This is a genomic window from Paraburkholderia sp. J69-1 (genome assembly GCF_905220255.1).
Taxonomy (GTDB): domain Bacteria; phylum Pseudomonadota; class Gammaproteobacteria; order Burkholderiales; family Burkholderiaceae; genus Paraburkholderia.
The window spans coordinates 54963-79317 of the sequence record NZ_CAJMZG010000016.1 but is presented as its reverse complement, the minus strand read 5'-3'; the positions used below and the strand labels follow the sequence as shown (position 1 = coordinate 79317).

Here is a 24355-nt window from a genome sequence, read left to right as displayed (position 1 = left end):
GAAAAAAGGCCAGCGCTCAGGCTGGCCTTCGGTTACCGCATCGCAGGGAGAACGTGAGTGAGTGTTAAACCCTCACCGCCGGCGGCACGTAACGGCAGTCATAGCGCTTCCTGACCGTGCCGTTTTCATCGACGCTCTCCAGATACACGTCGAACTGCCAGAGGCGCGCCATGTGCCGCAAAACCTCATCGGTATCGCCGGAAAGGTGGCGGTTGTCGCTCATGAAGTGACGCAGCGTGAGGCTACGGTCGCCGCGCGTATTCACCGACCACACCTGGATATTCGGCTCGCGATGATGCATGTCGTACTGACGCGAAAGCGCCTGACGCACGTACTGATAACCGCTGTCGTCGTGAATCGCCGAGACTTCGAGCGCATCGCGCATATCGTCGTCGAGCACGGAAAAGAGGCGCATTTCCCTGATCAGATGCGGCGACAGATACTGCGCAACAAAGCTCTCGTCCTTGAAATTGCGCATTGCGTAGTGCAGCGCCTTCAGCCACGGACTGCCCGCGAGTTCCGGGAACCACCGGCGGTCTTCGTCGGTGGGGTTTTCGCAGATGCGGCGAATGTCGCTCATCATCGAAAAGCCCAGCGCATACGGATTGATCCCGCTGTAGTAAGGCTTGGTGACAGGCGGCTGATAGACCACATTGCTATGGGAATGCAGGAACTCCATCATGAAGCCGTCTTCCAGCTTGCCTTGCGCATACAGCGTGTTGAGCAGCGTGTAATGCCAGAAGGTCGCCCAGCCTTCGTTCATCACCTGAGTCTGACGTTGCGGATAAAAATACTGCCCCACCTTGCGCACGATGCGAATGACTTCGCGCTCCCAGGGCTCCAGCAGCGGCGCGTTCTTTTCCGCGAAATACAGCAGGTTTTCCTGCGGCTCGGGCGGATAGCGTTCGTCGGTTTCCTCGGCGATCGGCTGCTGCGTTTTCGGCAGCGTGCGCCAGAGTTCGTTGACCTGCGATTGCAGATACGCCTCGCGTTCGCGGCGCATCGCGGCCTCGCGTTCGAGCGAAAGCTTTTGCGGGCGCTTGTAACGATCGACGCCGTAATTCATTAGCGCGTGGCACGAGTCGAGCAGTTCCTCCACCCGATCGAGCCCAAAACGCTCCTCGCATTCGGCGATGTAATTCTTCGCGTAGACGAGGTAATCGACGATCGCGTGCGCGTCCGTCCAGAGGCGGAACAGATAGTTGCCCTTGAAGAACGAGTTGTGGCCGTAAGCCGCGTGCGCGATCACGAGCGCCTGCATCGTCATGGTGTTTTCTTCCATGAGATACGCGATGCAGGGATTCGAGTTGATGACGATCTCGTAAGCGAGACCCATCTGGCCCCGGCGATAGCTTTTCTCCGTGGAGAGAAAATGCTTGCCGAACGACCAGTGGCGATAATTGACCGGCATGCCGACGGAGGCATAGGCATCCATCATCTGCTCGGCGCTGATCAATTCGAGCTGGATAGGGTAAGTGTCCAGTTCGTATTGCTCTGCAACATGCGAGATATGGGTGTCGTACTCTTCGATCAGATCGAAGGTCCAGTCGGATGGGCACGGCAACGGCCGTCTATCGGCTACGTTCATATGCACTTCCCTATTCTGCGCAAACCGCCGCTCAGGAGGGAGCTCGTGCCCGCCGGCCCCGGGCGCATCGCTGCGCGCGGGATCGGCGTCATGTCCCCCCATTCCGGCGGCGGCGTCGTGATCGCCATGCTGCCCGGTTCCGCGGCCGCCCGTTTTCCGGCGCTCCGGCTCATAGCCGCGCGCCTCGTTGTGCAGGTGTCGCGTCGTCATGATCGCTCTACCTGTTTTTCAAAAAGCTCCCGGAACACGGGGTAGATATCCGCCGCCGTGTCGACCTTCTTCATCGCGAGCGCCGGCTCGGAAAGCGCCAGTTGCGCATATTCGAGCCAGAGATTCTGCTCCTCCGGCGTCACCTGAATATAGGCAAAATAGCGCACCTTGGGCAGGATGTCATCCGCAAGCAGCTTGCGGCACTTCGGCGAATCGTCGGTCCAGTTGTCGCCGTCGGACGCCTGCGCGCCGTAGATGTTCCATTCGCTCGGCGAATAACGGTCCTCGATCACCTTCTTCATCAGTTCCAGCGCGCTCGACACGACCGTGCCGCCGCTTTCCGTCGAATGGAAAAAGGTGTCTTCGTCCACTTCCTCGGCGCGCGTGTGGTGACGGATGAACACCACCTCGATCTTCTCGTAGTTGCGCTTGAGGAACAGGTACAGCAGGATGAAGAAGCGCTTGGACAGATCCTTGCGCTGCTCGTCCATCGACCCGGACACATCCATCAGACAGAACATCACGGCCTGGCTGGACGGCTGCGGCTGCTTCACGCGGTTCACGTAACGCAGATCGAATGGATCGATAAACGGAATGCGCCAGATGCGCCCGCGCAGATGGTGGATCTCGTCTTCGAGAATCTTGATGTCGTCGCGGCGATCGGTCGTATCGGACATCAGCGCTTCGAGCTGTTCTTCGAGCGCATGCAGCTCGTTCACGAGCGGCGCGCCCAGCGCGATACGGCGGCCCAGCGCGCTGCGCAGCGAGCGCACCACGTCGATGTTATTGGGCGTGCCTTCGGCCGCCCAGCCCGCGCGGATACTCTTCCACGTGGGCACCGCCATCAGATGGGTTTTGACGAGGCGCGGCAGTTCGAGGTCGTCGAAGAAGTACTGCATGAATTCTTCGCGGGAGAGTTCGAACACGAAGTCATCCTGACCTTCGCCTTCGTTGCTCGCCTGGCTGCCGCCACCGCCTCCGCCGCCCTGCGGGCGCGCGATACGGTCGCCGCGAATGTAATCCTCGTTGCCGGGATGGACCATTTCGCGCCGCCCGCCCGGGCCGTGCCGGAACGAAGGCTCGGCGATGTCCTTGCGCGGAATGGTGATGCTCTGATTGCTTTGAATATCTTTGATGCTGCGGTCACGCACCGCTTCCGAGACGGCGTGACGAATATAGTTTTTCACGCGGCGCAGAAAGCGCTCGCGGTTTGCAATGCTCTTGTTCTTGCCTGCCAGCCTGCGGTCGATGATTTGATGAAGCACATCCAGTCTCCCGCTCCAGTTTGGAATGGGCGAGGTGCGCAGTCTGGGATGCCGTGCCTGCCGCGTTCACCCGCTCGCGGCTGCGTGGCCTGCGCCCTGCCGGAGTTTCCTTTTGCGCCGCCGCACGATCGTTGCGGCGGCGCAGCAGGAAGGTAAAGCTTCTGCGCTCATGACGACTTGCGCACACGCAGATACCAGTCGCAGAGCAACCGGACCTGCTTCGGCGTATAGCCCTTCGCCACCATGCGGTTGACGAAGTCTTCATGCTTGCGTTGCTCTTCCGCCGATCCTTTTGCATTGAACGAGACAACCGGCAAAAGTTCTTCCGTATTCGAGAACATTTTCTTCTCGATCACCACGCGCAGCTTCTCGTAGCTGATCCAGGCCGGATTTTTGCCGGCATTGGCAGCACGCGCACGCAGCACGAAGTTCACGATCTCGTTGCGGAAGTCCTTCGGGTTGCTGATGCCCGCCGGCTTTTCGATCTTCTCCAGTTCGGCGTTCAGGGCCGCGCGGTCGAAGCTCTCGCCAGTGTCGTGATCGCGGAACTCCTGGTCCTGAATCCAGAAGTCGGCGTACGTGACATAGCGATCGAAGATGTTCTGACCGTATTCCGAATACGATTCGAGGTACGCGGTCTGAATCTCCTTGCCGATGAATTCAGCGTAACGCGACGCCAGCACGTCCTTCACGAACGACAGATACTTCTGCTCGGTTTCCGGCGGGAACTGCTCGCGCTCGATCTGCTGTTCGAGCACATACATCAGATGCACCGGATTCGCCGCCACTTCGGTCGAATCGAAGTTGAACACGCGCGAGAGAATCTTGAAGGCGAAACGCGTGGACACCCCGTTCATACCTTCGTCGACACCGGCGAAGTCGCGATACTCCTGGTACGACTTGGCCTTTGGATCGGTGTCCTTGAGATTCTCGCCGTCGTAGACCTGCATCTTCGAAAAGAGGCTGGAATTCTCGGGTTCCTGCAGACGCGTGAGCACCGACATCTGCGCCATCATCTTGAGCGTACCCGGTGCGCAGACGGCATCGGCCAGCGACGAATTGCGCAGCAGCTTCTCGTAGATCTTCATCTCTTCCGAGTAGCGCAGGCAGTACGGCACCTTCACCACGAAGATCCGGTCGAGCAGTGCTTCGTTGTTGCGGTTGTTACGGAAGGCCTTCCATTCCGACTCGTTCGAGTGCGCGAGAATGATGCCGTTGAACGGAATCGCGCCGAAGCCTTCGGTGCCCTTGAAGTTGCCTTCCTGGGTCGCCGTGAGCAGCGGATGCAGCACCTTGATCGGCGCCTTGAACATTTCGACGAATTCGAGCAAACCCTGGTTCGCGAGACACAGACCACCGGAGTAGCTGTAGGCGTCCGCATCGTCCTGCGCGTATTGCTCGAGCTTGCGGATATCGACCTTGCCGACCAGTGACGAGATGTCCTGATTGTTCTCGTCGCCGGGTTCCGTCTTGGCGATACCGATCTGACGCAGGATGGAAGGATAGCGGCGCACCACGCGGAACTTGCGGATGTCACCGTTGTATTCGTGCAGGCGCTTGACGGCCCACGGGCTCAGGATGCTCTTCAGATAACGGCGTGGAATGCCGTATTGCTCTTCGAGGATGGGACCGTCTTCGTCGTAGTCGAACAGACCCAGCGGCGACTCGTTCACGGGCGAGCCCTTGATCGAGTAGAACGGCACGCGTTCCATGAGCTGCTTGAGACGCTCGGCGATGGACGATTTACCGCCGCCCACAGGACCGAGCAGGTAGAGAATCTGCTTCTTTTCTTCGAGTCCTTGCGCCGCATGGCGGAAGTACGCGACGACCTGCTCGATCACGTCCTCCATGCCATAGAACTCGCGGAAAGCGGGATACACCTTGATGACCTTGTTCGCAAAGATGCGCGACGTGCGCGGATCATTGCGGGTATCGATCTGTTCTGGTTCCCCGATTGCCGTCAGCATGCGTTCGCCAGCCGTGGCGTACGCGCTGGGATCTTCTTTGCAGAGCGCGAGATACTCCTCGAGCGAGAGTTCCTCTTCTCGCGTTTTTTCGAAGCGGGTCGCGAAGCTGCTGTAGATATCCATGCTACCTCCTCGCCGAGATCTGCGACCGATGTCGTGCGCGGCGCGCTAATCGGAAACGACATCGCTCGAATTCATCCTAAACCCTTTTGAATTTTTTTTCACACATAAATCGCGCCGGATTCAAGGGCCGATTTGAGTGCTTGGAGCTACGCGAAACACGACTTACAATGATCTTCCCACCCTCGCAAGTTTCACGCCGTAGTGTGCGATATTACTGCCGATGTTACTGCGGTGAGTTGCACATAATCGCAGATAGATCGCCACGGTCTTCGACGTTCGAGCATCGCGAGAAAGGTTAAGCCGCACTGTCCGCTCGCTCCTCCTTCCTGCGCACCACTTCCTCCCTCAACGCATGGCCGCGCAAGCGCGTGTACACGCTGCAACGCTTTTTCATCGCCTTATTTGTAACAGTTCGATCCGGCGATGCCTTCGCTGATGCCGCGCGGATGCCCTATCGTTGCCTGCGCGTTTTTTCTCGTTTTACGCGTCGTATTGGCGTGCGTCGGTGACCTGCCGCGCATTTATTCGTGCATCTGCACAGTGTTTTTTGCGCGCTGCTGCCCCTATCGTCAGTAGTGGCATTTTTGTGCTCGCTGCATGGCCGACACGTTAAACATGTCACGCGTGACAGTTTGCGCGAAACATTTCGGTGCACGAAGTCCGCGGCGAGCCGAATGAAAAACGGCCATCGCACAAGTCGTGCGATGGCCGTAATGAAATGTGACGACGCATGCGTTCGCTGCGCCAGAGACGGGATCAGATCTGCATCACACGAATTCGATTTCGACTTCGCCGAATCCGTCGATATGACCGCGTAGCAGACCCGGGCCTTCGATGCGGTGAGCCCCTACGTAGGAACCCGTGGTAATCGTCCATTCGGGTTCGATGGTGATACCCATGGCGGCGCAATGGTTGACGAACCACAGCAGCAATTCACGCGGATCGCCCGCCGGATTGCCGGGCGCTTCGGGCACGAGCGAGACGCCGTCGAAGGTCAGTTCGAGTTCGGGCGCGACGAAATCCAGCGCGCGCGCGAGCGTGCCATAAGGCTGCGCATGGCCGGTCACGAGTGCGCCGTTGTTCTGCGCATCGGCGAGCTGGGCGAGCGGCGCGACATTGGGCCATTCGGCAAAACGGCTATCGACGATTTCGATCGCCGGCAGCACCTGGCCGACCAGCGCGAGCACTTCGTCGCGCGCATAGGCGTCGGGGCGCGGCGCGACCGGCTCGGCGAAACGGAACGCGATTTCGAGTTCCACCAGCACGCGAAAGAAGTGCTGGCGATCGACGCGCGCGGGCGACGCATGCACCAGGGTGGCGGGAATCGGTGCGCCCGAAGCGGCGCCGCCGGGCGAGCGTGCGCCGATCTTCCAGGCGCCCGTGGCGGTGCCCAGGCCGTCGATCACGGCCTGCTGGATCGCATAGGCCGTGGCCGCGTCGGGCGGCAGGCTTTCGGGCGGCAGCGTCTCGATCAGGTGATGGCGCTGACGCGCCGTCACGAGGCGTTGCACGAGATCGTCACGTGTCATGTCTGGGTCCTTGTTGTACGTTCGCCGGCCAACGCCGCATTGGCGATTGGCGCGGACAGGCACGTTGTCGTCATGGCTCGATGGCGGCGCGAGGCCGCCGGATTCGTCTGAATTGCGTTGATCCGCTTGAATCCGCCCGAATCCAGCTGAATCCGCTTGATGCTGATGTCCGGCAATGCAGCGCGCCCTCCCTGGCGCCCATTCGTGACCGCATTGCCGCCCCGTTGTCCCGTTGTGCTGGCCTTCTCCCGGCCTTGAACCGGCATTGAACCGCTCCGGCCCTCGCCTCGCACGCCCTGCGGCTGCCTCCCGGGCCACCCGGTCCAGTTGCGGCGCAGTGTACCTTGCGCACCGGGCTGCGAGCGTGACACGACACACAATGTACCGTAACCATCCCGGCGCGGTACGCGCAGGCACCTTACGTGCAAAAAAAACGCCGCTGCAAGGCAGCGGCGCAAATTCATCCGGCATGAGTTGCCGTTGTGAAGCGTGGGTTCAGCCGGTTCTCAGCCGCTTTTCGGCGGCTTATTACGCCGACGAAACCCGCGCAAACCGGTTTAGAACGTTTCCCAGTCGTCGTTCGATGCCGTAGCCGGGGCAGCGGCGCTCGCTGCCGGACGGGCTGCGGCCGGAGCGGCAGCCCTCGGTGCGGACTGCGCGGACGACGCGGACGATGCAGCAGCCTTGGGCGCCGGGCGAGCGGCGGCGGCCTTCGCCACCGGGCGCGCTGCGGGCTTCGGGCTGGCAGGCGCCGCGAGGACCGGCGCAGCGGGCGCAAACGACGTCGCCGACATGCTGTGATCGTCCAGGCTGAACACGGCCACGGCGGCGCGCAGACGGCCCGCCTGGTCTTCCAGCGACTGCGCGGCGGCGGCGGCCTCTTCCACCAGCGCGGCGTTCTGCTGCGTGACTTCGTCCATCTGCGTGACGGCGCGCGCCACCTGGTCGATACCGCTCGACTGTTCCTGCGACGCGGCGGCGATCTCGCCCATGATGTCGGTCACGCGCTGCACCGCGCCGATGATCTCGGTCATCGTGCGGCCGGCTTCGTCGACCAGCGCCGAACCCGCCTGCACGCGCTCGACCGAGGTGTCGATCAGCGCCTTGATTTCCTTGGCCGCCGCCGACGAACGTTGTGCCAGGCTGCGCACCTCGCCCGCCACCACGGCGAAGCCCCGGCCTTCCTCGCCCGCGCGGGCCGCTTCCACGGCCGCGTTGAGCGCGAGGATGTTGGTCTGGAAGGCGATGCCTTCGATGATCGTGATGATGTCGGAAATCTTCGCCGAGCTCTGGTTGATATCGCCCATCGTGCCGACGACCTGGCTCACGACGCTGCTGCCCTTGTTGGCGATTTCCGAAGCATTGGCCGCAAGCTGGCTCGCCTGGCGGGCGTTTTCGGCGTTCTGCTTCACGGTGCCGGTCAGCTCCTCCATGCTCGACGCCGTTTCCTGCAGCGCCGATGCCTGCTCTTCCGTGCGCGAGGACAGGTCGATATTGCCGGCCGCGATCTGGCGCGTGGCCGTGGCGATCGACTCCGCGCCTTCGCGCACCGAGCGCACCGTGTCGGTCAGGCTGCTCTGCATGCGCGAGACGCCGCCGAGCAGTTCGCCCATTTCGTCACGCGTACGCACCACGACGGGGCGGCGCAGATCGCCGGCCGCAATCGCCGTGAAGGCGCCCAGCGCCTCGCCGAGCGGCTCGGAAATCGCGCGGCGCAGTGCGAGGAACGAGAACACCGAAGCGCCGATGCCGATCAGCAGCGCGGCGACCACGGCGATACGAAGCTCGCTGAACGCCGCCTGCGAGGCGTCGAAACCGTCCTGCGCGAGGCCGGTCTGCAGCTTGTCGAGCGCGCTGTCGGCCTTCGAGAGCTGGTCATAGGCGGCCTGCAGCGCTTTCGCGCCGTCGAGCACCTTGCTCTGGTCGGCGGCCGCGACGGTGGCGGCGAAGGTATCGGCGGCCTGATGCAGCGCGTCGCGTTTGGCGGCGACGTCCTGCGCGATACGGTCTTCGTCCTGGCCGCGCGGCAGATCGAGATACTTTTTCCAGAAGCCGTCCGAAACGCCGCGCATTTCTTTGGCGCGGCCCAGCGTGACCGCCGCGTCGGGCGTGCCGATCTGGAAGGCCGCGCGGTCGAGCGCGAGGCGCTCGCGTGCGGCGTAGATTTCGGCCATGTTCACCGCATGGCCGCTTGGCATCTGATTCGTGTAGGTATCGCGATAGGCGTCGTTGGAGCGCGTGAGTCCAAGCAATCCCACCACGCTGATGACGACGATGAGCGTCGCCAGAAAACCCATCGTGAGGCCGATGCGTGCCTTGATGCTGATGCCCTTGTTCATGACTCTCCCGTGCTTGCCGAAGGCGGAGGCTGCCGCCCATAAAAACGAATAACTGCGTTTAACCTGCTCTGAATTCGTTTACGGCAAACGTTTGAGAGACTTGAAATTGTTATATGGTATGAAGAATCAATCGAAATGCACGGCGCAACAATTACAAATGCCCCGCTGCAGCATTCGAATTATTGACAATGCGGCAGACGCCCGGCGAATCGGGTCTGCGAACGCAATCAGGGAGGTAGCGCTGGATCGACATCACCACGTTGTATTCGCAACGGGATGATGTCGAAACGCTATGTTGCGGTGTCAGGCCGCGAGCGAGGCAGGCTCGGGTTCGGATTCCGGCTCGGCTTGCGATTCCTGCATGCCGCTCCACGGCGCGGTCGATTCACGCGCCAGCAACTGCGGCGTCATGACGCGCCGGAGCACCTTCGCGTTATTGCTCTTCTCGCGATCGTTGTTGCCGATCCGCTCGATCAGCGTGAGCGCCGCCATTTCACCCAGCGCACGCGCGGGCTGCCCGACGGTCGAGAGCGCGGGCCAGGTGAAATTCCCCAGTTCGATATCGTCGAAGCCGATGATCGAACAGTCGGCCGGCACGCGCAGGCCGCGCTCGGCCGCCGCGCGCAGTGCGCCGATGCCCATCATGTCGTTGACCGCGAAAATCGCGCTGGGCCGCACGCTGTCGAACAGCTGCGCCGCCGCGCGATAACCGCCCGCGCCCGAAAAATCCGCTTCGACGATTGCGCCTGGCGCGATTTCGATACCGCGTTCGGCCATCGCGCGCAGGAAGCCGTGCACGCGCATCGCGCTCACCGCGGTCGTGACCGGGCCGGTGATACAGCCGATATTCGAGTGGCCGAGTTCGAGCAGATGGCGCGTGGCGAGCCACGCGCCGCGCTCGTGGTCGATCTGCACGAGATCGGCGTCGAGGCCTTCGATGTTGCGGTCCACCACCACGATCGGCTCGCGCGTGTCGCCCAGTGTCGCGGCCAGCACGGCGTCGTCGCCGGCCGAGGCCACGATCAGGCCGTCGATGCGCTTTTCCTGCAGCACGCGCAGATAGTTGCGCTGCTTGACGGGATCGTCATCGGAATTGCAGAAGAACACGCAGTAGCCCTTCTGCGCGCAGCCGTCTTCGACGCCGCGTGCGAGTTCCGCGAAATACGGATTCGTGCCGTTGGGCACGACGAGCCCGATGGTCGCCGTCGAGCGCGCCTTGAGCGAGCGCGCGACCGCCGAGGGCACGTAGTTGAGCTCGCGGATTGCCTGCTCGACCTTGGCCCTCACGTCCGCCGACACGGGCCGCGAATTGTTCACCACATGCGACACCGTCGTGAATGACACCCCCGCCACGGCGGCCACATCTTTGATCGTCGCCATTTTTCTGTTGCTCCTGCTTTGTGCTGCGCGTTTTCTACTGCTGCCGCCGTACTCCCGGCGATTGCTCCCGGCGCCTGCGCTGGTTTGCTGGTCTGCTACGCAGGCGCGCCCTCGTTACGTTCTTATTGCTGCGATGCGCGGGCTGCCCGGTCCGCAGCCTGCCTTGCTACCTGATGCATCGCTTGTTCTGCTTTTTTTGACTACCTGTACGACTGACTGCGTGACTAACTGCTGAATCCTGTTGCTCACTTCCCGCCGCTGCGACTTCTGCTGCGCCGGTTACTGCGATACGTATCGAGCACCACCGCCACCACGATCACCGCGCCGGTGATGATGCGCTTGGTCGGCTCGTTCGCGCCGATCTGCGCGAGTCCCGCCGCCAACACGGAAATGATCAATACGCCGAAAAACGTGCTGATCACCGAACCTCGACCGCCCATCAGGCTGGTCCCGCCGATCACCACGGCCGCGATCACCTGCAGTTCGAGGCCGACGCCCGCGTTCGGATCGGCGGCTTCGAGACGCGACACCTGAAACAGCGCCGCGAGGCCCGACAAGGCGCCCATCAGCGCGAACACCAGAATCTTGTATGGCCGCGGATCGACGCCTGCGAGCCGCACCGCTTCCTCGTTGGTACCGATACCAATCAGATAGCGGCCGAACACCGTGCGCGTGAGCACCAGTTGCGCGATCACCATCACCGCGACGGCGATCAGAAACGCGGGCGAGATGCCAAACGCGATCGGATTCGAGAGGAAATCGAATGCATCGCCGATATACGCCGTGCGCGAGTTCGTCATCTGGTACGCCAGACCGCGCGCCGCCTCCAGCACGCCGAGCGAGACGATGAACGACGGAATGCGCCAGCCCACCGTCACCGCGCCCGTAAGCATGCCGGTCGCGGCCGCAGCCAGCAGACCGAGCAGCGCCGACGGCAACGCGCCGAGGCCCCACTTCAGCGCCGCCACGCTCACCACCGACGCACCGAGCGCCAGCACCGACCCCACCGACAGATCGATGCCCGCGATGATCAGCACGAAGGTCATCCCCACCGACATCACGACGAGATCGGGAATCTGGTTCGCGATCGTGCTGAACGTATCGTATGTCAGAAAGTGCGAACTCAGCAGCGAGAACAGGACGATCATCGCGACCAGCGCGAGCGCCAGCCCCAGATAATTCGACAAACCAAAGCGCGTGCCCGCAGGCTTGCCGCTCGCCGCCTGCGTGCCATCGTGACCCGACGGCGATGGTTGTTCGCGCAACGGTTGATTCGTCATGAAGCGCTTCCTCCTGGGCCCGTTCCAGAGCCATCCGTTTCCACTTCGGGCAGATCGGCGGCATCGGCCAGCATGGCGTCTTCGGCGCGATAGCCCGCGAACGCCGCGCCCAGCAGCGCGTCCTGAGTCCACTCGCCGCGCGCGAACACAGCCGTCATCTTTCCCGCCGACATCACGCCGATGCGGTCGCAGATCAGCATCAGCTCGCGCAGATCGCTCGACACCACCACGAGTGCACGGCCTTCGCGCGCCAGTGCGCCCATCAGCGCGTAGATGTCGAACTTCGCACCGACGTCGATACCGCGCGTCGGTTCGTCGAACAGCAGCACGCGCACATCGCTCGACGCGCGCCGCGCGAGCCAGCGGCCAATCACCACTTTCTGCTGGTTGCCGCCCGACAGTTCGCCCACCGCCTGCCCCGGTCCCGCCGTGCGAATGCGCATTGCATCAATCTGCTTCGCGGCCATAGCGTTTTCGCGCGCCGCGTCCACCACGCCGTAGCGCGACACCGCGCCCACATTGCCGAGCGAGACATTCGCGGCGATTGGTTGCGGCAGCAACAATCCTTCGCCCTTGCGGTCCTCGGTGATCAGCGCGATACCTTCGCGCACCGCATCGACCGGCGACTCGATCCGCACCGGCACCGGCGTCTTGCCCGGCGCGGGCGCGAGCGCGACCGTGCCACGATCCTTCGCATCGGCGCCGTAAATCAGGCGCATCAACTCCGTGCGTCCCGCGCCAATCAGGCCCGAGACGCCAAAAATCTCGCCCGCGCGCACGTCGAACGACACGTCGCGCACGGCATTCGCACGCGCCAGGCCGTCGACCTTCAACAAGGTCGCGCCGATGTTGCGCTCGCCCAGATCGATGCGCTCGCCCAGTTCGCGGCCCACCATCAACGCGACGATGCGATCGGGCGTGAGGTTCGCCATCGCGTCCTCGCGCACCAGCCGGCCGTCGCGCAGCACGGCCACGCGCTGCGCGATGCGCTCCAGCTCTTCGAGCCGGTGCGAGATGTAGACCAGCGCCACGCCGCGCGCCTTGAGCCGTGCGATCTGCTCGAACAGCAATTCGACTTCGCGGCCCGTGAGCATCGCGGTCGGCTCGTCGAGGATCAGCACACGCAGCGGCGCGCCCTCGGTGCCGATCAGATTGCGCGCAATCTCAACCAGTTGCTGATGGCCGATACCCAGTTCGCCCACCAGCGTATCGGGATCGATCGCTTCGAGGCCGACCTGCGCCATCGCCGCGCGAGCGTCCTCGCGCAGGCGCGCGCGATCGATCCAGCCCGCCCAGCCAAACGCTTTCGCGCGCGGCAGACGGTCGAGGAACAGGTTCTCGGCGACCGACAGGGTCGGCAGGAGGTTGAGTTCCTGCATCACCATGCGCACGCCGAGCGCTTCGGCTTCCTTGCGGCTGGCCGGTGCGTAGGCCGCGCCCATCAGCGTCATGCTGCCGGCGCTCGAGGTAGTCAGGCCGCCCACGATCTTCGAGAGCGTGCTCTTGCCCGCGCCGTTCTCGCCCGTCAGCGCAAGCACCTCGCCTGCGCGCAGCGCGAGGCTGACGTCGGCGAGCACGGGTTGCTCGTAGGTCTTGCCGACGCCAGTCACCGTCAGCACCACGCCGTCGGCGGGTGCGGGGGACTGTGCATCGGGGGCCATTGCTTCCATCACGATCCTGTAGTCGCTGCCTCGAACGCTGCCTGCCATGGCGAATCGATTGCCCTGGGCACCGCGTACGATCCGCACACAAAGGGCGCGGCCGGCGCGCGGTACGCGCTGGCCCGCCCTCTCCACAAGCTGGCGGCCGCCGGTTGGGCGGCACGCCGGGCATACGCTTCCGGTAGCGCGTCGGCACATGCGACGATCACGTAACCATCACGCTACGATTAACGGCGGCGCACAGCTTTTCTTGAGCGGTTTATTACACTTGCGCTAGCGCGCCCGGCCAGCCGACCGGACTGCAACGGGAAACCGCCCCGGACGATGCACGCGGAAAATTCGGCATGCATATTTTGTGCCGCCCGAGGCGTGGCTTGGGGCTAAAAGCGGCTGAAAGCGGCCGAAAGCGCCCTTACTTGGTGACGAGCACGACCGGCGTTTCGACCACGCCCGACAGCTCGGCCTGCTTCTTGTGATCCTTGATCGCCTTGAGCGCCGTATCGATACCGAACACGGCCTGCTTTGCCGCATATTGATCGGCGGTGGCGAGCACGCGGCCGTCCTTGAGCATCGGCTTGATCGCGTCGATATTGTCGTAGCCCACGACGTAGACCTTGCCCTGCTTGCCCGCCGCGCGCACGGCCGACACGGCGCCGATCGCCATGTTGTCGTTGCCGCACAGCAGCGCCTTCAGGTCGGGATATTCGTTGAGCATCGCCGAGGCCACCGCGTTGCCCTTGTCGATTTCCCACTCGCCCGACTGCGTCGAGACGATCTTCGCGCCGAGTGTGTCCATCGCGTCCTTGAAGCCGGCGGTGCGCTGCTGCGCGTTGGTGGTGGTCGACACGCCTTCGACGATACCGACCTGGTCACCGGCCTTGAGCTTCTTCGCCAGATAGTCGCCGACCAGACGCGCGCCCTTCTTGTTGTCCGGGCCCACGAACGGCACGTTCAGGTTCTTCGACTTGAGCACATCCGGGTCAAGCCGGTTGTCGATATTGACGACGATGATGCCCGCATCCACGGCCTTCTTGACGACCGGCACGAGCGCTTTGGAGTCGGCGGGCGCGAGCACGATGGCGTCGGCCTTGGCAACGATCATCTGCTCGACGATCTGGATCTGCGCGGCCGTATCGGTCTCGTTCTTGATGCCATTGGTGACGAGATCGAATTCGCCCGAATTGTGCTTCTGATAGTCCTTCGCGCCGGTCTCCATGGTGAGGAAGAACTCGTTGGCGAGCGACTTCATGACAAGTGCAACTTTCGGCTTGTGGCCGGCGGCCTGGGCGTGTGCGGAAAGCGGCACACCGGCCGTGACGGCGACCGTCACGAGTGCAGCAGCAGTACAAAGAACGCGACGGCGAATGCGGGAGTTCATCCTGGTAGTCTCCGGTTGTCTGGCCCGGCTGGGCCGTATTTCTGTTTATACGCAAACGTTTGCAGGCGACCCATTCTGTGGGTTCGCGGCGCGCGGGTCAATGCTGCTGCACCGCAACGAGCGATGCAGCCAAACCCGCTTAAAGCCAGCCGCCGCGGCGGAACAGGATGTACAGCACCACGTCGATGGCCGCCATCACGGCGAGGCAAACCTCGTAACCGTACTTGAAATGTAGCTCAGGGATATGTTCGAAGTTCATCCCGTAGATACCCGCAATCATGGTCGGGACGGCGAACAATGCCGCAAACGAGCCAAGCCGCTTGGTCACCTCGTTCTCGGCCAGCGAGATCATGCCGAGATTCACCTGGATCGCCGTGACGATCATTTCGCGGCGCGCGTCGATCATGTTGGAGATGCGCACGAGATGATCGTAGACGTCGCGATAGTACGCCTGCATGCCCAGACACACCTGCGGAATGCGCCCGCCCACCAGTTTGCCCACGGCATCGACGAGCGGCGTGATGTGATGCTGAAGGATCACGAGGCGGCGTTTGAGCGAGTACAGATCCTCGATGATGGCGCGCGACTGCCCGAGCGTGTGTTTCTCGAAGATGCGGTCTTCCAGCTCCTCGATCTCGCTGGAGAGCGTTTCGAGCACCGGCGCGTAGCGGTCGACCACGCTGTCCATCAGCGCGTAGAGCACGAAGCCCGAGCCTTCCTTGAGCAGATCCGGCTCGCGCTCGCAGCGCGCGCGCACGTCCTGGAAACCCTGCACAGCGCGATGGCGCACCGAGAGCACGAAGTTCGGCCCGGCGAACACGTTGACCTGACCGGTGATGATTTCTCCTTCGCCGTCGATCTCGATCGTGTGGAATACCGCGAACAACGTGTTGCCGTATTCCTCGATCTTGGGGCGCTGGTTGCCGTTCATCACGTCTTCGATGGCGAGCGCGTGCAGGCCGAATTCTTCCTTCATCGCGGCCATTTCGCCGGCGTCGGGGTCCTTGAGTGCGACCCAGACAAAGCACTCGGGCTTTTGCAGATAGTCGCTGATGGTCTCGACGTCGATATCGGCCAGTTTCTTGCCGCCCTGATACGCGGCGCAATTGATAAGCATGTTCGGATTCGTCCCGGCGGCGCGCACGCATAGAGCCGCGCCGCCTGTCCTCAAATTGTTACGGGATACGGTAAAGCGCTTGCCAGTGTAAGCGTTGCATCGACCATCGCGCGCGGCGCCAGTTCCGCAAAACGCGTAGCAAGCACGGTGCCAGGGTGTCTGCGGGCGTTTGATGAAAGCGAGGTGAAAGTCTGCGGCGCGCAAACCGCCATCGGTTCATGCGCGGCGGCGGGCAGCACTCACTGCGCCACGCGCCGGATGCCGATCCGATGATCCTTGTCGAACGTTACACTCGCGCGATTCGTGTAGCGCGGATCGACCATGAAGCGCAGCTCGACCACCGGATCGAACTGCGTCGTCACGCCGATGCGGTGGACGCCAGGCTTCAGGTAAAAGGTGACGTGCTCGCCGTCCATGAGATCGGTGACTTCATCGCCATCGATATAGACCGGCGCATCGCGAAATTTGACGACGACGTTGCGCGTGCGCTCGCGCCGCACATCCACGGCAACGAGGCCTTCGCCCGGCTCGGTGTAGCCCGGTTTGTCGATACGCGCCTGCGGCACCGGCTTGAAGGGCATGGCGGGCGCGGCTTCTTCGGCGCAGCCGCCGAGCGCCAGTGTCAGCATCAGCGCGGATGCCGCGGCCAGCGCCGCGGCAGCGGTATTCCACGAACGGTGACGCTCTCTGCATACGCGCAATGGCATGGGCGTAGTCCCCTGGTGTCTATCGGCGTTTATCGGCTTTATCGATTTTTACTGCCGGCCTGCGAGCGCCCATCATATACGCACTGGGCCAGGCCGCTGCGTCGGGCGGAGATCCGTCGGGCGGCGCACCGTAGGGCGGCACATGTTGCGAGCGCGCTGACGGCAATGGTATATGCTGCGGGAATTGGCGCGCGATCGCGCGATTTCGGTCGATGAACGCATCGGCTCACCCCGTCAATCCCCGGAGGACGCAGACTATGTGGTACTTCACGTGGATACTCGGCATCGGCGTGGCGCTTGGCTTTGGCATCATCAACGTGATGTGGCTGGACGCCAACGGCAAGCTGCTCAATGGCGACGCCGCCGCACCGCCCGGCGAGGCATCGGACCGGACTGCGTGACACGGCTGGTTTTCTTCTGCGGCCACGCGGGCACCGGCAAGACCTCGCTCGCCAAACGTCTGATCGCCCCGCTCGCCCGCGCGACGGGCGAACCCTTCTGCCTGCTCGACAAGGACACGCTCTACGGGCGCACCAGTGCGGCGACGCTGGCCGCGCTCGGGCAAGATCCGCACGACCGCGACAGTCCGCTCTTTCTCCACCATCTGCGCGACCCGGAATATCAGGGCGTGCTCGATACTGCGCGCGAAAATCTCGCGCTGGGCGTGAGCGTGCTGGTGGTCGGGCCGCTGTCGCGCGAAGTGCGCGAGCGGCGTTTGCTCGATCGAAGCTGGCTGGGCGTGACTGACGACGTGGCGCTCGCCGCCGTCTGGGTCCATGCCGATGAAGCGACGGCGCACCGGCGCATCGTGGCGCGCGCGCATCCCGACGACGCCTGGAAACTCGCGCATTGGGACGAATATCGTCAGCGGCGCTTCGAACCGGAAGGCGCGCAACGCGACGATCTGATCGTGTTCGATACGACCGCGCCCACCCCAGCCGATTACGACGCCTTGCTCGATCGGCTGGTGCGGGCTGGCTGAGTCGATCGCGAGCGGAGCGCTTCAGGTCACCGCGACCGGCGCAAACGCATCGAGCGTCGCGCCTTCATAAACCTGACCGAAGCGGTTCGCCAGGAAATCGCTCAGCGACACCTGCTCCTGACGCACGAAACCCGCCTGCGGCAGGCGCTTTTCGCGGAACAGATCGAGCACCGCGCACATCGCGCCCGCCGTGGTGATCTGGATCGCGCTCATCGGCACGCCGCAGACTGTCTTCGCGAAGATCTTGCGTGTGAACACTTCCTGCACCAGCTGGCCGTTACGCATGCCGGTGACCGTCATGAAGATCAGCACGACGTCCTGCTCGGTGGCGGGAATGGCGCGGCGCATGATCGACTTGAGCACATCGCGATCACCCGACAAACGCAGATCTTCGAGCAGGAACTGCATCAACGCGCGATGGCCGGGATAACGCACCGACTTGTAATCGAGCGATTCCACCCGGCCCGCTAACGTTTCGCATAGCGTCCCCAGCCCGCCCGACGTATTGAATGCTTCGTACTCCACGCCATCGAGCGAAAAGTGTTCGAGGCCTTCGAGCGGCTGCACCCATTGCGTGCGACCATCGCGGATCGCTTCGCAAGGCTGGCAGTATTCGTTGATGAGACCGTCCACGCTCCAGGTGAGGTTGTATTTGAGCGCGTTGGTCGGGAACTGCGGCAGCGCGCCCACGCGCATCTTCACTTCGCGGATTTCAGTGAAGCGGCTCGCGAGCGCATGCGCGGCCAGGCCGATAAAGCCCGGTGCGAGACCGCATTGCGGCATGAAGGCGTGATCGGCGCCATCGGCGAGTGCGCGGATGGCGTGGGTCGCGCGCACGTCTTCGGTCAGATCGAAATAATGAACGCCCGCGCCCTTGGCTGCCGAGGCCACGTTCACCGCGAGGTAGTACGGCAGCGCGTTGATGAGGACGTCGTAGCCTTCGAGCGCGCCACGCAGCGCGGCGGCATCGGCGGAATCGACGCGGATGGTGGGGATGCCCTGCGCCGAAAGCACGTCGAGCGCATGCGCATCGCGGTCGAGCGCGGCCACTTCGTAATCCCCGGTTTCACGCAGCATGTGTGCAATGGTGTGGCCGATCAGCCCGGCGCCTGCGATCGCGACTTTCATCTTGCATCTCCTTTTAGTGTTCTGTGGTCGGGGCCATACCGCGCCCGCTCGACTACAGTCTAGGGAGGTGCAAAATCAGATCATAGGCGCAAAATGATGCGTATCGACGTCGGATTTCGTCATTTTGACGATGACTTTCGTCGAAATGACGAAAAAGCGTAAAAACGCTGTTAACAAGGGATCAACGCTGCGCGCGAAGCGCCCTAGCCCATCACCGTGCCGCGGTCGATCTTGCGCGCGAGCACGATCGACGTTGTGGTGCGTTCGACGCCCTGCATGCCGCCGATCTGGTCGAGCAGTTCGTTCAGGCGCTCGGGGGAATCGGCGCGCAGCCACGCCACATAATCGTATTCGCCGGATACCGCGCAGAGCAGTTGCACCTCGGGCATCTTGCCCAGCCGCTTCTGCACATCGGGGCCGTGGCGCGGCGCGATGATGAGTCCGACCCACGCCTGCAGACTCGCATCGAGCACGTCCTGACCGAGCCGCACGCCATAGCCCGCGATCACCTGCGAACGTTCGAGCCGCGCGATGCGCGCGAGCACGGTGGTGCGCGCAACGTCGAGCTGGCGCGCGAGATTCGCCACGCTTTCCCGCGCGTTTTCCTGCAGCAGCGCAACGAGGCTGCGGTCGAGGTCGTCGAGTTGGTCGAGGCGCGGCGGTCTCATCGTGGTGACGGCTCCTGTAGCGTGATCGAAGCATGAAAGGTCGCATCATTATCGCGCGCGTATGCACGCCGGATGCAGGGTGTTTCAGCTTATTTCCGAGCGTTTCGTTTGTAAGCAGTTGTCGCATCGGCGCCGTTTTGTCGCGATAACGTGGTACTAATAACGCCTGCAACACGACTGCAACGTGTGTGTATGAGGCTCGCACCACGGCTGTACCACGCGGTCCTGTGCCTACTCGCTACAAAGTGGCTTCCAGACAGCTACAAACTCGCTACGAAATGAAGATTCAAGGAGCAACAATGAAGAAAGCTTTCGTCATCCTGGCCGCTACGCTCACGATGAGCGCCGCCTTCGCGCAAGGCGCTGTCGCACAAACGGCAGCCGCGTCCACGCCGGTCGCCGCAGCCGCATCGAGCGCCGATGTGCGCGCCGCGCAGCATCAGCAGCGCGTGGAAGAGCGTATTGCTTACCTGCACTCGTCGCTGAAGATCACCGCCGATCAAGAGCCGCAATGGAAGACGTTTGCCGATGTCATGCGCAGCAACGGCCAGACCATGGCCGATCTGTACAAGCAGCGCGTGGAAGGCGAAGCGCAGCGTAACGCGCTCGACGACATGAAGCAGTACGCCCAGATCACCCAGGCGCACGCCGACGACATGCAGAAGCTCGTGACGGCCTTCGAGCCGCTGTACACCAGCTTCTCGCCGGAACAGAAGAAGCTCGCGGACACGACCTTCCGTCACCCGGATCACGGCCCGAAGGGTGCGGCGCATCCGAAGCACAAGCTGAAGCCGAAGGCCAAGGCGCCGGCTGCCGCAGCCAGCGCCCCCGAAGCAGCCAGCGCAGCACAGTAAAGCGACAGGAGATCGGGCGCCGCTCGCGCGCGGCCCGATTTCAAGGTACGCTTGCGGACCGCGCGACGGCCGGGCTCGAATGCCCGGCCGTCGTGTTTTTGCGTGGCTGTTTTGATGCAGGTTTGAACGGCGGGCGGTATTTGCGCTCGCTGGCGCTTGAGCCTATATTTCAGGCAGTTTTTGTACCGATATGCTTTTCAGGCACGAGTCCGCCGCTACCACCATGATCGAACTGACCCAACTCGACCTCGCCGCCGATCCCGCCGCACAACGCGTGGTCAAGGACGAAACCGTCGCCGTCGAATTCGCGGCCGCCCCGGGCGAGCTGATGAGCCTCGAAGGCCCGAACCGCTACGCACCCGGCGACGCCATCATCACCGGCGCGACCGGCGAGCGCTGGGTCGTTTCGCGCGAACGCTTCGATCCGAAATATCTGCCCGCCGATGCCGCGCTCGCGCACGGTCAACCGGGCGCTTACCGCAACCGTCCGAGCGTCGTGCTGGCCAAGCGGATGGACGAGCCCTTTACGATCCTGCGCGCAGCGGGCAGCGACCGCCTGAACGGCGCGGCCGGCGACTGGGTCATGCAGTACGCCCCCGGCGATTACGGCGTGGTCAAGGCCGCGCGTTTCGCCAAGGTGTACCGGCTGGCCGACTGAGCGCCGCCCTCCCCTCAGGCAAATTCCTCGTCGAGATCGAGCGTGACGTCGCGCGGCGTTTCCTCGCCCTTCGCGTGCTGCTCCTCGAGCGAGCCGATGGTCGCTTCCACGTAGGCGCGCAGCACCGCAAAACTGCGCCCGCGCAGGCGCGCCGGCAGCGCGCGGTAACGCGCCATCGCTGCGGGCGTAATCGCCACCGTCAGCGTCATGCGGCGCGCAGCCGCGCCCATGCGCATCGCCACCCAATGCACGACCAGCAGCGGCGAGCCGTTTTCGGCCGCCTGTTCGGCAAAGCGCGTCTGTTCGGGGAACAGATCGGCGATCACGCGCGCAAGCTGCTCGATATCGGCGCTTGCGCATTCATACAGATAGTCTTCCATCGCTCGGCAATGCCCGGTGTGAAGTGATTCGAGATAGCGCCGAAGCGTACCCGAGCGGCCGCCGCGGCGCCAGTGCCGCGGCCAGCCGGTGCGGGCAAGACAGGCAGGAAAGCCAGCGATTCCAGCAATGCGGCCGGATCAGGCCGTGCGCGGCTCGCTGCGGCGCGGCGAGCAGGTCTTGAACAGGACGATGGCCGCGACGATCGCGAGCGACACATAGAGCGCATCCACGGCCACCAGCGGCACGAGGCGCGCCTGGAACATCGCGGCGGGCACGTCGATCAGCGCATGTACGCCGATGGCGATCGGCAGGATGGTCTTGCGCCCGGCCTGCACGCCGCGCCACATCAGCACGGAGAGCGCGATCTGGAACACGAACGCCGCCGTGCGTTCGAGCGCGAACACGCCCGCATGCAGCGGCGACAGCGTGGCGAGCACCAGATGCACGCGCAGCACCGAATCCATCGTCAGATTGGTCAGATGGTCGTCGAGCTCGCCGCGATTGGCGAGCACCGCGAAAAAGATCCACTGCAACTGCACCAGCACGCCGACAAACCACGCTTCCGCGCCGCCATGGCCAATGCCGTAAGCGAGTCCCGTGCTGTCCTGCGGCGTGTTGGGCAGACGGCCGCCGCGTCGCGCCAGCATGCGCATGGCGATGTAGCGCCCCACTTCCTCGCACACGCCGGCGGCGAGCGCGCCGTAGACGACGAAGGCGATCGGGTTGGTCAGCAGATCGGCGGTCGCGGGGTTGTCGTGCAGGATAAAACCGTTGAGCGCGCGCTCGACCACGGTGGCGAACAGCGCGAACACGGCAATCCCGGCGATGGTGTCGCGCCAGTCGAACATAAAGGGCCGGCGCAGGCGGCGGTACAGCGATATCGGCAGCAAAGCGACGAACAGCGTCGCGAGAGAAAGGCAGACGAGCGTGAGCGGATCTACGTGCATGGGGTTCCTTGTGACGTCCGGCGTGCGCACATAATCACTCATGTCGCCCGCCGCAGCCCGCATCATCGCAGAAAATGGGCCGATCGCGCAGCGCCGACCGCCGCAGCGGCGGCCGCGCCCAGCCTTTGCGCTTCAGCCCAGCGTCGACGCCCGCACGACCAGTTCGCCCGGAAAAGCCGCCGCGCGCGCGGCGGGCGCCGCGCCTTCGATGCGCTCGTGCAGGAACTCGACGGCGCGATAGCCGATTTCGCGCGTCGGCTGCCGGATCGTGGTGATGCCGGCCAGTTCGGCCCAATCGGGATCATCGATGGCGATCAGCGCGGCCTGCTGCTGCCACTGCGCGCCGAGCGTCGCCTTCAGATGGAGCGCGAGTTGCAGCGCAACCGGCGCGTTGGCCGCGAATAGCGCGCAGCGGGCGCCGCGTCGTGCCGCATCGGCGAGATGCTGGTCGAGGGCGGCCAGCGAAGCGGCGGTCGCGGCCTCTTCGCGCAGATCCAGCACATGCGTGCGCTGCGCGCAGCGGGCGTCCTGCGTGGCCGTGCGAAACGCCGCTTCGCGCTCGCGGCGCGAACTCACGTGCTCGAACGGCTGCACCACGAATACCAGATCGTCGTAGCCGCGCTCGATCAGATGCTGCACGCCTTGACGCACGGCGGCGGCGTTGTCGAGACCGACCATATCGGCGTCGAGCCCGTCGACCGTGCGGTCGACCAGCACCGCCGGAATGCCGCCGCTGCCCACCGGCTTGAGCATCGATTCGCGCACGCCCAGCGCGTTGACGATCACCCCTTCCACCCGATACGTCGTGAGCAGTTGCAGATAACGCCGCTCCATATCGACTTCGTTGGCGGCGTGGCAGATCAGCGGCATATAGCCGAGCGCGTGGCAGGCCTCTTCCACGCCCTGCAGCACTTCGACCGAATACGGATTGGCCAGATCGGCGAGCAGCAGGCCAAGCAGCCGGTTGCGCCCGCGCTTGAGGCCGCGCGCCATCTGGTTGGGCCGATAGTCGAGCCGTTCGATGGCCGCTTCGATGCGCGCACGCAGATCGGGCGACAGCACCGACAACTCGCCGTTCAGATAGCGCGAAATGCTGGTCTTGCCCGTGCCCGCTTCGCGCGCGACATCGCTGATGGTCGCGCGGCGTGCCGTGCCGGCGCTTGCCGCGCTGTCCTGCGCGTCCGGGCCGCTTGCACCCACGCTCATCGCGCCAGCACCTCGCGGTTGACGATGTTGGTGCGCAGCGTGCCGGCCAGCGCCGCCACCAGGTTTTCGGCCGCGTTGAGCGCCATCGCGTGACGCGTCTCGTGCGTAGCCGAACCGATGTGCGGCAGCGCCACCACATTCGGCATGCGCAGCAGCGGCGAAGCCGGATCGATCGGCTCCTGCTCGAATACGTCCAGGCCCGCGCCGTGGATCGTGCCCGCTTCGAGCGCGGCGATCAGCGCCTTTTCGTCGACGGTCGCGCCGCGCGAGGCGTTGATGAGGATCGCGCTCTTCTTCATCTTCGCGAACTGCTCCGCGCCGATCATATGGCGCGTGGCGTCGGTCAGCGGCACCTGCAGGCAGACGAAATCCGCCGTGGCGAGCAGTTCGTCGAGTTCGACGCGGCGCGCGCCGTATTCGCGCTCGGCCGTCTCGTTCGGGCTGCGGTTCGTGTAGAGCACCTTCATGTTGAAACCGAGCGCCGCACGACGCGCGACCGCGCCGCCAATGCGCCCCAGCCCGACGATGCCGAGCGTCTTGCCCTGCACGTCCACGCCGAAGTGCGCCGCGCCGATGCTCGCCTTCCACTGGCCGGCCTTGACCCAGTCGGCGAGTTCGACCACGCGGCGCGCGCTCGCGAGAATCAGCGAGAACACCGTATCGGCGGTCGATTCCGTGAGCACGTCGGGCGTGTGCGCGAGCACGATGCCGCGCTGCGTGAGATCGGGCACGTCGAACTGGTCGAAGCCCACCGAGATGGTCGAGAGCGCCTTGATGCGCGTGCCGTCGAGCATCGACGGCGTGATCTTCACGCTCGCGCCGATGGCGCCGTCGGCGTCCTTGAGCGCGGCGCCCAGGGCTGCCGCGTCGCTGCCATCGACGAACACGACTTCGGCATGCTCGCGCAGATAGTCGGTGACGTCGGCAGGCAAGGTCTTGTAGGCAACGATTTTCTGCTTCATAGGTCCGCTGTTTCCGTTCGTTCGG

The 24355-nt window shown here is 63.8% G+C and carries 22 protein-coding genes; 4 read left to right on the top strand and 18 right to left on the bottom strand.

Annotation, left to right across the window (positions count from 1 at the left end):
* Positions 1 to 64: 64 nt before the first annotated feature.
* From U5A67_RS26490 to U5A67_RS26435, 12 genes are all read right to left on the bottom strand, one after another.
* Positions 65 to 1798, bottom strand: a complete 1734-nt coding sequence (locus U5A67_RS26490; protein ID WP_205981643.1) for a SpoVR family protein — start codon at positions 1796 to 1798, stop codon at positions 65 to 67.
* Complete coding sequence (locus U5A67_RS26485; protein ID WP_205981644.1) at positions 1795 to 3063, bottom strand: YeaH/YhbH family protein; 1269 nt, start codon at positions 3061 to 3063, stop codon at positions 1795 to 1797. Before U5A67_RS26485 ends, U5A67_RS26490 begins: the two co-directional genes overlap by 4 nt.
* A gap of 167 nt (positions 3064 to 3230) precedes the next feature.
* Positions 3231 to 5153, bottom strand: a complete 1923-nt coding sequence (locus U5A67_RS26480; RefSeq protein ID WP_027814734.1) for a PrkA family serine protein kinase — start codon at positions 5151 to 5153, stop codon at positions 3231 to 3233.
* Between the two features lie 767 nt (positions 5154 to 5920).
* Positions 5921 to 6682 (bottom strand): 2-keto-4-pentenoate hydratase, encoded by a 762-nt coding sequence (locus U5A67_RS26475; RefSeq protein WP_205981645.1) that lies wholly within the window; start codon positions 6680 to 6682, stop codon positions 5921 to 5923.
* The gene (locus tag U5A67_RS26470; protein ID WP_321816495.1) at positions 6679 to 6948 is read right to left on the bottom strand and encodes a hypothetical protein; all 270 of its coding nucleotides are present in this window, start codon (positions 6946 to 6948) and stop codon (positions 6679 to 6681) included. Before U5A67_RS26470 ends, U5A67_RS26475 begins: the two co-directional genes overlap by 4 nt.
* Before the next feature lie 291 nt (positions 6949 to 7239).
* Positions 7240 to 9021, bottom strand: a complete 1782-nt coding sequence (locus tag U5A67_RS26465; protein ID WP_321816494.1) for a methyl-accepting chemotaxis protein — start codon at positions 9019 to 9021, stop codon at positions 7240 to 7242.
* A gap of 303 nt (positions 9022 to 9324) precedes the next feature.
* On the bottom strand, positions 9325 to 10401 hold the full coding sequence (locus tag U5A67_RS26460; RefSeq protein WP_205981647.1) for a LacI family DNA-binding transcriptional regulator: 1077 nt from the start codon (positions 10399 to 10401) through the stop codon (positions 9325 to 9327).
* A 245-nt stretch (positions 10402 to 10646) separates the two neighbouring features.
* Positions 10647 to 11681, bottom strand: coding sequence for an ABC transporter permease (locus U5A67_RS26455; protein WP_205981648.1), 1035 nt, complete (start codon positions 11679 to 11681; stop codon positions 10647 to 10649).
* Positions 11678 to 13342 carry a sugar ABC transporter ATP-binding protein gene (locus tag U5A67_RS26450; RefSeq protein ID WP_321816556.1) on the bottom strand — a complete coding sequence of 555 codons (1665 nt, stop codon included), beginning with the start codon at positions 13340 to 13342 and terminating at the stop codon, positions 11678 to 11680. The genes U5A67_RS26455 and U5A67_RS26450 overlap by 4 nt, the downstream gene beginning before the upstream one ends.
* 412 nt (positions 13343 to 13754) lie before the next feature.
* Positions 13755 to 14720, bottom strand: a complete 966-nt coding sequence (locus U5A67_RS26445) for a sugar ABC transporter substrate-binding protein (RefSeq protein WP_321816493.1) — start codon at positions 14718 to 14720, stop codon at positions 13755 to 13757.
* A 139-nt stretch (positions 14721 to 14859) separates the two neighbouring features.
* A complete protein-coding gene (gene corA, locus U5A67_RS26440; protein WP_321816492.1) occupies positions 14860 to 15837 on the bottom strand; it encodes a magnesium/cobalt transporter CorA in 978 nt (325 codons plus the stop codon).
* A 239-nt stretch (positions 15838 to 16076) separates the two neighbouring features.
* Positions 16077 to 16544: a hypothetical protein gene (locus U5A67_RS26435; RefSeq protein ID WP_321816491.1), complete on the bottom strand. Its 468-nt coding sequence runs from the start codon at positions 16542 to 16544 to the stop codon at positions 16077 to 16079.
* A gap of 257 nt (positions 16545 to 16801) precedes the next feature.
* Here U5A67_RS26435 and cydX point away from each other — a divergent pair, with 257 nt between their 5' ends.
* Both cydX and U5A67_RS26425 read left to right on the top strand, forming a co-directional pair.
* Positions 16802 to 16945 carry a cytochrome bd-I oxidase subunit CydX gene (gene cydX, locus U5A67_RS26430; RefSeq protein WP_321816490.1) on the top strand — a complete coding sequence of 48 codons (144 nt, stop codon included), beginning with the start codon at positions 16802 to 16804 and terminating at the stop codon, positions 16943 to 16945.
* Entirely contained in the window at positions 16942 to 17526 is a 585-nt protein-coding gene (locus U5A67_RS26425) for an AAA family ATPase (protein ID WP_205981653.1), read from the top strand. The genes cydX and U5A67_RS26425 overlap by 4 nt, the downstream gene beginning before the upstream one ends.
* A 21-nt stretch (positions 17527 to 17547) precedes the next feature.
* Here the strand turns inward: U5A67_RS26425 and U5A67_RS26420 are convergent, their stop codons facing one another.
* Entirely contained in the window at positions 17548 to 18654 is a 1107-nt protein-coding gene (locus U5A67_RS26420) for a saccharopine dehydrogenase family protein (RefSeq protein ID WP_321816489.1), read from the bottom strand.
* 203 nt (positions 18655 to 18857) lie between these two features.
* Complete coding sequence (locus tag U5A67_RS26415; RefSeq protein WP_321816488.1) at positions 18858 to 19322, bottom strand: Lrp/AsnC family transcriptional regulator; 465 nt, start codon at positions 19320 to 19322, stop codon at positions 18858 to 18860.
* Positions 19323 to 19621: 299 nt separating this feature from the next.
* Between U5A67_RS26415 and U5A67_RS26410 the strand changes: the two genes are divergently transcribed.
* A complete protein-coding gene (locus U5A67_RS26410; RefSeq protein ID WP_205981655.1) occupies positions 19622 to 20176 on the top strand; it encodes a Spy/CpxP family protein refolding chaperone in 555 nt (184 codons plus the stop codon).
* Positions 20177 to 20399: 223 nt separating this feature from the next.
* Positions 20400 to 20834 carry a PGDYG domain-containing protein gene (locus U5A67_RS26405; protein ID WP_205981656.1) on the top strand — a complete coding sequence of 145 codons (435 nt, stop codon included), beginning with the start codon at positions 20400 to 20402 and terminating at the stop codon, positions 20832 to 20834.
* Positions 20835 to 20848: 14 nt separating this feature from the next.
* Here the strand turns inward: U5A67_RS26405 and U5A67_RS26400 are convergent, their stop codons facing one another.
* From U5A67_RS26400 to U5A67_RS26385, 4 genes are all read right to left on the bottom strand, one after another.
* Positions 20849 to 21214, bottom strand: a complete 366-nt coding sequence (locus U5A67_RS26400; RefSeq protein ID WP_321816487.1) for a DUF3022 domain-containing protein — start codon at positions 21212 to 21214, stop codon at positions 20849 to 20851.
* 138 nt (positions 21215 to 21352) lie between these two features.
* Positions 21353 to 22162, bottom strand: a complete 810-nt coding sequence (locus U5A67_RS26395) for a YhfC family intramembrane metalloprotease (protein ID WP_321816486.1) — start codon at positions 22160 to 22162, stop codon at positions 21353 to 21355.
* Positions 22163 to 22294: 132 nt separating this feature from the next.
* Positions 22295 to 23368 carry a substrate-binding domain-containing protein gene (locus U5A67_RS26390; RefSeq protein WP_321816485.1) on the bottom strand — a complete coding sequence of 358 codons (1074 nt, stop codon included), beginning with the start codon at positions 23366 to 23368 and terminating at the stop codon, positions 22295 to 22297.
* Entirely contained in the window at positions 23365 to 24330 is a 966-nt protein-coding gene (locus U5A67_RS26385; RefSeq protein ID WP_321816484.1) for a D-glycerate dehydrogenase, read from the bottom strand. Before U5A67_RS26385 ends, U5A67_RS26390 begins: the two co-directional genes overlap by 4 nt.
* Positions 24331 to 24355 lie beyond the last annotated feature (25 nt).